Annotated in this window: 12 protein-coding genes; 10 read left to right on the top strand and 2 right to left on the bottom strand. The window is 72.9% G+C overall.

The features are described 5' to 3' along the window. Positions 1 to 65: 65 nt before the first annotated feature. Both AB0M83_RS16880 and AB0M83_RS16875 read right to left on the bottom strand, forming a co-directional pair. Positions 66 to 266, bottom strand: coding sequence for a hypothetical protein (locus AB0M83_RS16880; protein WP_364517878.1), 201 nt, complete (start codon positions 264 to 266; stop codon positions 66 to 68). Then, positions 263 to 685: a DUF6010 family protein gene (locus AB0M83_RS16875; RefSeq protein ID WP_364517876.1), complete on the bottom strand. Its 423-nt coding sequence runs from the start codon at positions 683 to 685 to the stop codon at positions 263 to 265. Before AB0M83_RS16875 ends, AB0M83_RS16880 begins: the two co-directional genes overlap by 4 nt. A 135-nt stretch (positions 686 to 820) precedes the next feature. Here AB0M83_RS16875 and AB0M83_RS16870 point away from each other — a divergent pair, with 135 nt between their 5' ends. The 10 genes from AB0M83_RS16870 to AB0M83_RS16825 all read left to right on the top strand — a co-directional run bounded on the left by AB0M83_RS16870 (position 821) and on the right by AB0M83_RS16825 (position 11,402). Then, positions 821 to 1,459, top strand: coding sequence for a TetR family transcriptional regulator (locus AB0M83_RS16870; protein ID WP_364517874.1), 639 nt, complete (start codon positions 821 to 823; stop codon positions 1,457 to 1,459). A gap of 232 nt (positions 1,460 to 1,691) precedes the next feature. Continuing rightward, positions 1,692 to 3,164: an amidohydrolase family protein gene (locus tag AB0M83_RS16865; protein WP_364517873.1), complete on the top strand. Its 1,473-nt coding sequence runs from the start codon at positions 1,692 to 1,694 to the stop codon at positions 3,162 to 3,164. After that, on the top strand, positions 3,161 to 4,282 hold the full coding sequence (locus AB0M83_RS16860; RefSeq protein ID WP_364517871.1) for a M20 family metallopeptidase: 1,122 nt from the start codon (positions 3,161 to 3,163) through the stop codon (positions 4,280 to 4,282). The genes AB0M83_RS16865 and AB0M83_RS16860 overlap by 4 nt, the downstream gene beginning before the upstream one ends. A 32-nt stretch (positions 4,283 to 4,314) precedes the next feature. Continuing rightward, complete coding sequence (locus AB0M83_RS16855) at positions 4,315 to 5,199, top strand: GNAT family N-acetyltransferase (protein WP_364517869.1); 885 nt, start codon at positions 4,315 to 4,317, stop codon at positions 5,197 to 5,199. Continuing rightward, entirely contained in the window at positions 5,196 to 6,302 is a 1,107-nt protein-coding gene (gene menC / locus AB0M83_RS16850) for an o-succinylbenzoate synthase (protein ID WP_364517867.1), read from the top strand. The genes AB0M83_RS16855 and menC overlap by 4 nt, the downstream gene beginning before the upstream one ends. After that, a complete protein-coding gene (locus AB0M83_RS16845; protein ID WP_364517865.1) occupies positions 6,299 to 6,442 on the top strand; it encodes a hypothetical protein in 144 nt (47 codons plus the stop codon). Before menC ends, AB0M83_RS16845 begins: the two co-directional genes overlap by 4 nt. 118 nt (positions 6,443 to 6,560) lie before the next feature. Continuing rightward, positions 6,561 to 7,946, top strand: coding sequence for a serine hydrolase domain-containing protein (locus tag AB0M83_RS16840; protein WP_364517863.1), 1,386 nt, complete (start codon positions 6,561 to 6,563; stop codon positions 7,944 to 7,946). Next, positions 7,943 to 8,833 (top strand): serine hydrolase, encoded by an 891-nt coding sequence (locus AB0M83_RS16835; protein ID WP_364517861.1) that lies wholly within the window; start codon positions 7,943 to 7,945, stop codon positions 8,831 to 8,833. The genes AB0M83_RS16840 and AB0M83_RS16835 overlap by 4 nt, the downstream gene beginning before the upstream one ends. Then, positions 8,830 to 10,425, top strand: a complete 1,596-nt coding sequence (locus tag AB0M83_RS16830) for an ABC transporter substrate-binding protein (RefSeq protein WP_364517859.1) — start codon at positions 8,830 to 8,832, stop codon at positions 10,423 to 10,425. Before AB0M83_RS16835 ends, AB0M83_RS16830 begins: the two co-directional genes overlap by 4 nt. Further along, complete coding sequence (locus AB0M83_RS16825; RefSeq protein WP_364517858.1) at positions 10,422 to 11,402, top strand: ABC transporter permease; 981 nt, start codon at positions 10,422 to 10,424, stop codon at positions 11,400 to 11,402. Before AB0M83_RS16830 ends, AB0M83_RS16825 begins: the two co-directional genes overlap by 4 nt. The last annotated feature ends 1 nt before the right edge of the window (position 11,403 follow it).

Genomic DNA, 11,403 nt, shown 5'->3' with positions numbered 1-11,403 from the left:
CCAGGACGGCACCATTGTGAAGAATTCTCACGTTAGCCCGTTGTTCGCGCTCACACAACCGCCCTTCAGGCGCCGGGGTGGCCGCAGGCGTAGACGTTCGCCGAGGCCAGCCGCACGCAGGCCGGGCACGTGTTCACCGGCCGGTCGCGGCGGCCGTAGTAGGAGTGGCGGGCGCCGCACAGCGCGACGAGCACTTCACCCGGCTGCGGATCGGGGTGGCACCGCGGGCAGAAGGCGTGCGCGGCGCGTTCGACGTCGGTGCTCATGCCCCGCCGGGTACCCGCGCTCCCGGCGCGCCAACCCGCCGGAACCAGGCGGTGACCGACCGGCCGCCGGTGAAGCACCAGATCGCGATCACCGGGTCGCAGAACGCGCAGCCGAACGAAGAGTCGTGCGCGAACGGCAGGATCGGCTGGCCCTTCAGGTGGTGGACGACGTCCCAGCCGGTGTGCAGCAGCCAGCCGATGCCGATGAACGTCCACGAGTCGAGCCCGCGGAACGCGACGTACGTCAGCACGGCGCAGAACACCAGCTCCCACGGCCCGAGCGCGCCGCCGGAAAGGTAGGCCGCGCCGGCACCACCCACCATGACGGCGTTGAACTTCCGCCGGTGGGGCTCGGCGATCAGGGAGCTGAGCACGACGTAGAGGAGGCCGATCAGGATCGGCGCGAGCACTGCGATCATGATCGACGACGCTAGGAAGGCGCCGCCCGCGCCGCCAGTGGCTGTAGTGCCACGTTCCGCCGGTTTCTCGCCGGCGCGGTGGGCTCCGTAAGGTGGGGGCCCGGTGGATGATCAGGCTGACCAGGTGGTTTCGGAATGAACGTGAAGGCGGCCCGCGCGAGTGCGACGCGGGAGAGCATCCTCGTGACGGCGGAGCGGTTGTTCGCCGAGCACGGGGTGCAGGTGGTGTCCAACCGGCACATCAGCGAGGCCGCCGGGCAGGGCAACAACGCCGCCGTCAACTACCACTTCGGCACCAAAGTCGACCTGGTCCGCGCGATCGTGCGCAAGCACACCGGGCCGATGGAACGGCTGCGCGCGGAGCTCGTGGAGGCCACCGGCGAGGACGCCGGGCTGCGCGACTGGGTGGCCTGCCTGGTCCGCCCGAGCACGACGTACCTGCGGGAACTCGGCGCGCCGACGTGGTTCGCCCGGTTCAGCGCCCAGGTGATGACCGACCCCGCGCTGCGCAAGATCATCGCGGAGGAGTCGCTCGCGTCCCCGGCGCTCGCCCGCGCGGTCGAGGGGCTGAACCGCTGCCTGGACGGCCTGCCGGCGGACGTCCGCGCGGAGCGGGGCGACATGGCCCGGCAGCTGATGATCCACATGACGGCGGAGCGCGAGCGGGCCCTGGCGGAGGGCACCCCCACGCCGAGGGCGACCTGGGACGACGCGGGGACGGGCCTGATCGACGCGATCACCGGCCTGCTCCTGGCCCCGGTCACCCCGGCCTGACTGGCCCGCCCCACCCGAATCCCGTCTTGCCGGACGCCGTGAATGACTCATTCACGGCGTCCGGCGCCAGGAATGAGTCATTCACTGCGTCCCGAGGGCGGCCGGCGCGCCTGCCGGGCGAGTTCGTCCGCGCGGCTGAACCCCGTCGCCCCGATTCGTCGCCGCGGACGAACGGCCTCGCCGGAAATCCTCCTAACGTCAGCCCGATCGGCGACGACGAGGAGGCGGACGGGTGCACACACTTCTGCGGGGCGGCCGGGTCGTGGACCCCGGGAGCGGGTTCGACGGCGTCGCCGACGTCCTGCTGAACGACGGCGCGGTCGAAGCCGTCGGCCCGGACCTCGACGCCCCGGATGCGCGGAAAGTCGACGTCACCGGGCTCGTCGTCGGGCCCGGGTTCGTCGACCTGCACAGCCACGTGCACTCCGTCGCCGGGCAGCGGCTGCAGGCCATGGACGGCGTCACCACCGCCCTCGACCTCGAAGCCGGGCTCATGCCGATCGAGCGGGCCTACGCCGAAGCCGCGAAAGCCGGACGTCCGCTGCACTACGGCTTTTCGGCGTCCTGGGGCGCCGCCCGGGCGCAGGTGCTCGCGAACATCGCCCCCGACGCGAGCATCGACAGCGGGCTCGCGATCCTCGGGAACCCGCAGTGGCAACGGAGTTCCTCGAAGACGGAACTCGCCGCGTGGCTTTCCCTGCTCGAAGCCGAACTCGCGAAGGGCGCCCTCGGCATCGGCGTCCTCATGGGGTACGCGCCCGCCACCGATCCCGGCGAGTTCATGGCCGTCGCGCACCTCGCCGCGAAGGCCGGCGTGCCCACCTACACCCACGTGCGCGAACTGGTCGAGGTCGATCCGGCGATCCCGGTCGACGGCTCCGTCGAGGTCGCCGTCGCTGCGGGCGAGACCGGTGCCGCGATGCACCACTGCCACGTCAACAGCACCTCCGGCCACCACATCGACCGCGTCCTCGCCACCCTGGACACCGCCCGGCGCGAAGGCTCGCGGGTCACCGTCGAGGCCTATCCGTACGGTGCGGGCAGCACGGCGGTCGGCGCCGCCTTCATCGAGCCGGAACGCCTGCGCCTCAAGGGGTTGAAGCCGTCGAGCGTCGTCATCCTCGAAACCGGGGAGCGGGTCCGCGACGAAGGCCGCCTCCGGCAGCTGCGGCAGCAAGACCCGGGCGCGCCCTGCCTCCTCGAGTTCCTCGACGAACGGGGCCCCCGCGACCGCGGCCTGCTGCACCAGGCGCTCGCCTTCCCCGACGCCGTCGTGGCCAGCGACGCCATGCCGGTCTACTGGCCGGACGGCCGCACCGAGAGCACCGAGTGGCCGTTGCCCCCGGGCGGTACGACGCACCCGCGGACCGCGGGCACCTTCGCCAAGACGCTGCGCCTGATGGTCCGCGAAGCCGGGGCGTGGAGCTGGCTCGAGGCGTTCCGCCGCTGCTCCTACCTGCCTTCGCGGCTCCTCGACGACGTCGCGCCCGGCGCTCGCGGCAAGGGACACCTCGGGGTGGGCGCGGACGCCGACCTCGTCGTCCTCGACCCGACCCGGATCACCGACACCGCGACCTACCCCGACCCGACCCGGCCGTCCGTCGGCGTCCGGCACCTCTACGTCGCCGGGATTCCCGTGATCAGCGAAGGAAACCTGAACACCGACGCGCTGCCGGGCAAGCCATTGCGGGGTGAGCCGCGGTGATCGACGACATCGAGACGCTCGTCCGCTGCGAGTCGCCCTCGGCCGACCACGAAGCCGTCGCGCGCAGCGCCGAGGTCGTCGCGGGGGTCGGCCGCCGCCTCCTCGGCGTCGAGCCCGAACGCATCATCACCGACGGCTGCACCCACCTGCGCTGGCGGTTCGGCGACGGCCCGCCGCGGGTCCTGCTGCTCGGCCACCACGACACCGTGTGGCCGCTGGGATCCCTGCGCACGCACCCCTTCGAAGTCCGCGACGGGATCCTGCGCGGACCCGGCTGCTTCGACATGAAGGCCGGGGTCGTGATGGCCCTGCACGCCGCCGCCGCGCTGCCCGACCGGGACGGCCTCTCGATCCTCGTCACCGGCGACGAGGAGATCGGCTCGCCGCTGTCCCGCACCCTGATCGAGGAGGAAGCCAAGAGCTGCCACGCGGTTTTCGTGCTCGAAGCCTCGGCCGACGGTGGCGCGCTGAAGACGCGCCGCAAAGGCGTTTCCCTGTACCACGTCGAGGTCGAAGGCCGCGCCGCACACGCCGGGCTCGAACCGGAGAAGGGCGTCAACGCGGGGATCGAGGTCGCCCACCAGATCCTCGCGATCGCCGCGCTCGCCGACCCGGCGAGCGGCACCACCGTGGTCCCGACCGCGCTCACGGCCGGGACCACGACGAACACCGTGCCCGCCAAGGCGAGCGTCGCCGTCGACGTCCGCGCGTGGGACGCGGCCGAACAGGACCGGGTCGACCGGGCCATCAGAAGCCTCACCCCGGTGCACGAAAAGGCCCGGATCCACATCGCCGGCGGCGTCAACCGCGCGCCGCTGGACGCGCGAGCCTCGTCGGAGCTGTTCGTGCTCGCGAACGAACTCGCGGGCGGGACGCTCACCGAAGCGGCGGTCGGCGGCGCGTCCGACGGCAACATCACCGCCGGGCTGGGCATTCCGACGCTCGACGGCCTCGGCGCGGTCGGCGGCGGCGCCCACGCCGACGACGAGCACGTCGTCGTCGCCGAGCTGACCCGCCGCACCGCGCTCCTCAAGGCACTCACCGAAACCGTGCTGACGCAACGGAGTTCGTCCGCCCCGACGAACGCGCGGGGCGAATCCGGTGCGGGACAACGGTGACCCGCCGGCGGCCTCCGGACAGGATCGGAGGCGTGACAGAAGTCGTGACGAACACAGCCCCGCCGCTGCGGGACGAGGCGGCCGCCAGCGCGGTCGCCGCCGCCACGGCCTCGGGGGTCCAGGTCCGGGCCCTGGCCGAGGTCGCCGACCTGACCGCCGTGACCCGGCTCTTCGAGTCGATCTGGCGCCCGGCCCCCGGCAACCAGCTCGTGACGCCCGAACTGCTGCGCGCCATGGTTTCGGCGGGTAACTACGTCGCGGGCGCGTTCGACGGGCCCGACCTCCTCGGCGCGTGCTTCGGGTTCTTCGGCGGGCCCGCGAAGGGGGGACTGCACAGCCACATCGCCGGGGTCGCGACCGCCGGGTACGGCCGCGGCATCGGCTTCGCGCTCAAGCTGCACCAGCGCGCGTGGGCCCTGCGCCAGGACGTCCCGGTGATCTCGTGGACGTTCGACCCGCTGGTGCGGCGCAACGCCCACTTCAACCTGACCAAGCTCGCCGCCCGCGCGGAGCAGTACCTGCCCGACTTCTACGGCCCGATGGAGGACGGCATCAACAGCGGGGGCGACACCGACCGGCTCATGGCCGTCTGGGACCTGGCGAGCCCGGCCGTGCGGGCGGCCGCCGAGGGCGAGCCGGCCCGGCTCGACGCGGCCACGCTGAAAGCCCGGGGCGCCGCCGTCGCGCTGGCCGCCGGCCCCGGCGGTGACCCGGTCACCGGGCCCGCCGACGCGCCGGTCGTGCTCGTGGCCGTGCCGCCGGACATCGAGGCGCTCCGGCGCGCCGACCCCGGGCGGGGCCGGGCGTGGCGGGTCGCGTTGCGGGAGGTGCTCGGCGGCCTGCTGGCCGGCGGCGCCTCGGTCGTCGGATTCGATCGTGCCGGCTGGTACGTGGTCGCGAAGGAGCAGTCGTCGTGAAACTCACCGGGGTGGAACTCCTGCGTGTCCGGATGCCGCTGGTCGCGCCGTTCCGGACGTCGTTCGGCACGCAGGCCGAACGCGAACTGCTGCTCCTGCGCGCGGTGACGTCCGAAGGCGAGGGCTGGGGCGAGTGCGGCGCGATGGTCGACCCGCTCTACTCGTCCGAGTACGTCGACGGCGTCGAGCACGTGCTGCGGACGTTCCTCGTGCCCACGCTCCTCGCGGCCGGCGACCTCACCGCGAACAAGGTCGCGCCGCTGCTGGCGAAGTTCAAGGGCCACCGGATGGCCAAGGCCGCACTGGAGATGGCGGTGCTGGACGCCGAACTGCGCGCCCACGGCGTGTCCTTCGGCACGGCGCTGGGATCCACCCGGGACTCCGTGCCGTGCGGGGTGTCGGTCGGCATCATGGACACGATCCCGAAGCTGCTCGACGTCGTCGGCGGCTACCTCGACACGGGGTACCTGCGGATCAAGCTGAAGATCGAACCCGGCTGGGACGTCGAGCCGGTGCGCGCGGTCCGGGAGCGCTTCGGCGACGACATCCTGCTGCAGGTCGACGCGAACACGGCGTACACGCTCTCGGACGTGCCGCAGCTGCAGCGGCTCGACCCCTTCGAGCTGCTGCTGATCGAGCAGCCCCTCGAAGAGGAGGACGTGCTCGGCCACGCCGAGCTGGCCAAGCACATCCGGACGCCGATCTGCCTGGACGAGTCGGTCGTCTCCGCCCGCTCGGCCGCCGACGCGATCAAGCTCGGCGCGTGCCGGATCGTCAACATCAAGCCGAGCCGCGTCGGCGGCTACCTGGAGGCGCGGCGGGTGCACGACGTCTGCGCCGCGCACGGGGTCCCGGTGTGGTGCGGCGGGATGATCGAGACCGGACTGGGCCGGGCGGCCAACGTCGCGCTCGCGTCGCTGCCCGGGTTCACCCTGCCCGGCGACACCTCGGCGTCGGACCGGTTCTACACCGACGACATCACCGAACCGTTCGTGCTGGAAGGCGGCCGGCTGCCGGTGCCGTCCGGGCCCGGCCTCGGCGTCACCCCGATCCCGGCGCGGCTCGCCGAGGTCACCACCGCGAAGTCGTGGCTCGCGTCATGACCACAGTGGACACGATGATCGCGCGGGCCCGGCAGTACGCGGTCCGGGCGGCGGTCACCACGTCGAAGGTCCGGATCCGGGTCGCCGTGGGGTACGCGGCGGCCCGGTCCGCCTTGCCCCGGCGGCTGCGGCCGCGGTGATTCGTCCGCCGCGATGAAAGTTTCGCCGGTTCTCGTCGGTTTCGACGAATCGGCCGCCCCGGTCGCCGTCCTAGCATCCCCGCATCGCCGGTTCCCCATCGTCGGACGAGAGGCAACCATGTCGAAGCTCACCGAACTCTCCGCCTGGCTGGAAAGCCGACTCCCCGCGCTGCTGGCCGAGCACCGGGTGCCCGGCGCGGCCGTGGCCGTGTACGCCGGCGGCGAGATCATCGACCACGCGGCCGGGGTGCTCAACAAGGGCACCGGCGTCGAAGCCGACACGGACTCGCTGTTCCAGATCGGGTCCATCACCAAGATCTGGACGACGACACTGGCACTGCAGCTCGTCGACGAAGGCCTGCTCGACCTCGACCAGCCGGTGCGGAAGTACCTGCCGGACTTCCGGCTCGCCGACTCCGGCGCCGCCGCGCGGATCACCGTCCGGCAGCTGACGTGCCACACCGCGGGCTTCGAGGGCGACATCTTCACCGACACCGGCCGCGGCGCCGACTGCGTCGAAAAGTACGTCGCCACCCTCGGCGACGTGCCCCAGCTCTTCGCCCCCGGCGAGATGTTCTCCTACAACAACGCCGCGTTCTGCGTGCTCGGCCGCGTCGTGGAAGTGCTGCGCGGCAAGCCCTACAACGACTGCCTGGCCGAGTACCTGTTCGTCCCGCTGGGACTGACGCACGCCGCCGCGAGCCCGTACGAGGCGATCCGCTTCCGGGCCGCGCTGGGTCACGTGGCACGGGAACCCGGCGCCGAACCGGAACCCGCCGGCATCTGGGCACTGGCGCCGTCCAACGCCCCGGCCGGAGCGATGCTCGCCATGCGCGCCCGTGACCTCGTGACGTTCGCCGGCATGCACCTGCGGGACGGCGAAGACCCGGACGGCACCCGCGTGCTGAGCGCGGACAGCGCCCGCGCCATGCGGGAGCGCGTGGTGGAGCTGCCCGACCTCGGCCTGATGGGCCGGGCGTGGGGCCTCGGCTGGTCGCTCTTCGGTTTCGACGACGGCGGGGTCGTCGGCCACGACGGCGGCACGATCGGCCAGTCGTCGTTCCTGCGCCTCGCGCCCGGACACGACGTCGCCGTCGCGCTGCTGACCAACGGCGGCCACCCTGTCGCGGTGTACACCGAGGTCGTCGGCCACCTCCTGAAGGAGCTGACCGGCATCGAGCTCGCCGTGCTGCCGGTGCCGGCTCCGGACCCACCGCGCATCGACGCCACGCGGTACGTCGGGGAGTACGCGTCGTCCGTCGCGGACATCACGGTCAGCCAGGACGGCGACGGCCGCGTCTGGGTCGAGCGCGTCCCGAAGGGGATCTTCGCGGAGCTGGCCAAGCCGGAGAAGACCGAGCTGGTCGCGATGAACGGCGACACGCTGATCCTGGCCGAGCCGATGCAGGGGATGTACCGGCCGCACGCCTTCGTCGGGGACGACGGCACCGGCCGGGCGCTCTACCTGCACACCGGCCGGGCCGACCGGCGGGTCAGCGCGTGAGTCCCGTCGAGACGGCGATCGCCGACGTCTTCGCCGGGGCCGGCGCACGCGGTTTCCTGCACGCGCGCGAGGTCGGCGGCGGGCCGGAGGTGGCCGTCGGCGCGGACGACCCGGTGGTGCTCGCGTCGGTGTTCAAGATCCCGGTCGCCGTCGCCTACGCCCGTGAGGTCGTCGCGGGCCGGCTCGACGAGACCGCCCGGACCCGCGTCGGAAAGCGGTACCGCATCGGCGGGATCGGCACGGCGGGGTGCGCCGACGACGTCGAGCTGAGCTGGCGCGACCTCGCGCTGTTCATGCTGACGATGAGCGACAACGCCGCCACCGACGTCGTCTTCCACCGCGTCGGCCAGGAAGCCGTCGACCGCGTGCTCGCCGACCTCGACCTGCGCCACACCCGGCTGATCGGCTGCTGCGAGGACCTCTTCGCTTCCGTGCTGGCGGACCTCGGCGCGGCCGAAGACGCCGACCTCGACGCCGTGTTCGCCGGCGCGACGCCCGAGCAGACCCGGAAGCTCACGGTGCTCGACCCGGAGCGCACGTCGGCGTCCACGCCCCGGGAGATCACCACGCTGCTCGACGCGATCTGGACCGACCGCGCCGCGGAGCCGGCCGCGTGCGAACGGGTGCGGTCGATGATGGCGTGGCAGATCTGGCCGCACCGGATCTCTTCCGGCTTTCCCTCCGACGTCGCCGTCGCGGCCAAGACCGGCACCCTGCCCGCGGTGCGCAACGAAGCGGGCGTCGTGTCCTACCCGGACGGCCGCCGGTTCGCCGTCGCCGTCTTCACCCGCGCGGACTCCCTCGCCGAGCGGCAACCCGCCGTCGACGCCGCGATCGGCGAGGCCGCCCGCCTCGCCGTGGACCACCTGCGGAAGGAAACACCATGACCAGGACTCGGACGGCGGGGGTCGTGCTCGGGGTGCTCGCCCTGGCCGCGACCGCCTGCGGGGGCTCGGGCAGCGGCCCGGGCTCCGGCGACGGCACCCCGGTGGACGGCAAGACGTTCAGCCTCGGCATCGGCTCGGACCCGGGCACCATCGACCCGCACATGACGGTGTTCTCGGTGGCGATCCAGCTCGACCTGTTCCTCTACGACTCGCTGCTCGGGCAGTCCGCCGACGGCAAGCCGGTCGCCGGGCTGGCGGAGAAGTGGGACGCCAGCACGACGACGACGGCGAGCTTCACCCTGCGCCCCGGCGTCACCTGTTCCGACGGCGCCCCGCTGACCGCCGCCGACGTCGCCGCCAACGTGAACTTCATCGGCGACCCGGCCAACAAGTCGCCGATCGCCGGTCTCTACATCGCTCCCGGCACGAAGGCGACGGCCGACGAGGCGACCCGGACCATCACCGTCACCAGCGGGAAGCCGGATGCGTTCCTGCTCCGCAACATCGGTGGCGTGCCGATCGCCTGCGCCAAGGGACTGGCCGACCGCAAGCTGCTGGCCAAGGGCGAGAGCGGCACCGGCATGTTCGCGATCAGCGAGGTCGTCCCGAACGACCACTACACGCTGACCCGCCGCAAGGACTACACGTGGGGTCCCGGCGACTGGAAGGCCGAGACCGGCCTGCCGGACAAGGTCGTCGTCCGGGTCATCCCGAACACCACCACCGCCACCAACCTGCTGCTGTCGGGCGAGCTGAACGCGGCGGCGATCAACGGGCCCGACCGGCAGCGCCTGGAGGGGCGCAAGCTGTTCCACGCCGACTACCTCGCCCCGCTCGGCGAGATCTTCTACAACCAGGCCACCGGCCGGCCCGGCCAGGACGAGGCCGTCCGCCGCGCGCTCACCCAGGGCCTCGACCTGTCCCAGCTGGGCAAGGTGCTGACCGCCGGCGCGGGCAAGCCGTCGCAGGGCATGATCACCGCCGAGCCGAAGGTCTGCACCGGGGACACCGTCACCGGCAACCTGCCCGCCCACGATCCCGCGACCGCGGCCTCGGCACTGGACGCCGCGGGCTGGAAGAAAGGGGCGGACGGCGTCCGCGCCAAGGACGGCAAGCGGCTCACGCTCACCGTCCTCTACGGCACGCAGCTCGGCCCGACGATGGCGCCCACCGCCGAACTGCTGCAGCAGATGTGGAAGTCGCTCGGCGCCGAGGTCACGCTGAAGGGCGTCGACAGCCCGGGCCTCAACCAGGCGCTCTTCGGCACCGGCGAGTGGGAAGTGTCCCTCGGCCCGGTCGGCTTCGCGCTGCCCAGCCAGCTGGTGCCGTTCGTCTCCGGCCCGGCCGCCCCGGACGGCACGAACTTCGCCCACATCGCCAACCCCGCCTACGACCAGGCGGTGCAGCAGGCGGCGTCGAAGCCCGGCGAGGCGAGCTGCCCGGACTGGAACGCGGCGGAGACCGCGCTGGTCAAGCGGGTGGACGCGGTGCCCTACTTCGACTCCGTCGTGCCGACCTACGGCAGCGGCGCGAAGTTCACGTTCAGCCAGGGCAGCCTGATGCCGTCCTCGATCCGGATGCTCGCGAAGTGACCACCGCGGCGGCGCCCGCCCGCCTGCGCGGCGGCCCGTGGCCGGCGTTCGCCGCGCGGCGGCTGGCCCGGTTCGCCGTCTCGCTGTGGGCGCTGCTCACCGCGGCGTTCCTGATGATCCACCTGGTCCCCGGCGACCCGGTCCGGGCGGCGCTCGGCATGACCGCGCCCGCCGACCTCGTCGCCGCCCGGCGCCAGGCGCTCGGCCTGGACGATCCGCTGTGGGTGCAGTACGGGCACTACCTGCGCGGTCTGGTCACCGGCGACTTCGGGACATCGATGGTGAGCGGGCAGCCGGTCGCGCAGGTGATCGGCGACCGGCTGCCCGCCACGCTGCAGCTGGCCGTGCCGGCCTTCGCCGTCGTGGTGCTCGTCGCGGTCCCGCTCGGCGTCTGCTTCGCGGTGCTCACGCGCGGCGGCCGCCGCCGGGGCGCGGAGCTGGGCTTCACGTCGGTGAGCGTGCTCGTCGCCGCCATCCCCGAGTTCCTGGTCGGAGTCGGGCTGGTGGCGCTGCTCGCCGTCGGCCTCGGCTGGTTCCCGGTGGCGGGCGCCGACGACGTGAGCGCGTACGTGCTGCCGGTCGCGGCCTTGGCGATCGGGCCGGCGGCGGTGCTGGCCCGGATCATCCGGGTCGAGCTGCTTTCCGTGCTGGGCGCCGACTTCGTCCGCACCGCGCGGGCGAAGCGGCTGCCCGCGCGGCTGGTCTACGTCCGGCACGCGCTGCCGAACGCGCTCACCGCGACGCTCACCCTGGGCGGGCTGATGCTGACCGGGATGGTCGCGGGCACGGTCCTGGTGGAGAACGTGTTCGCCTGGCCCGGCCTCGGCTCGACGATCGTGCAGTCGATCGTGACGAAGGACTACCCGCTGGTGCAGGGGATCGTGCTGGTCTACGGCGTCGGCGTGCTGCTGGTCAACCTGCTGGTCGACGTCCTGCTCGGGCTGCTCGACCCCCGCTCGGCGATCCGGGAGGCCTGAG

This window comes from Amycolatopsis sp. NPDC051106 (assembly GCF_040682775.1).
GTDB lineage: Bacteria > Actinomycetota > Actinomycetes > Mycobacteriales > Pseudonocardiaceae > Amycolatopsis.
This window is presented reverse-complemented; position numbering and strand designations above follow the sequence as displayed.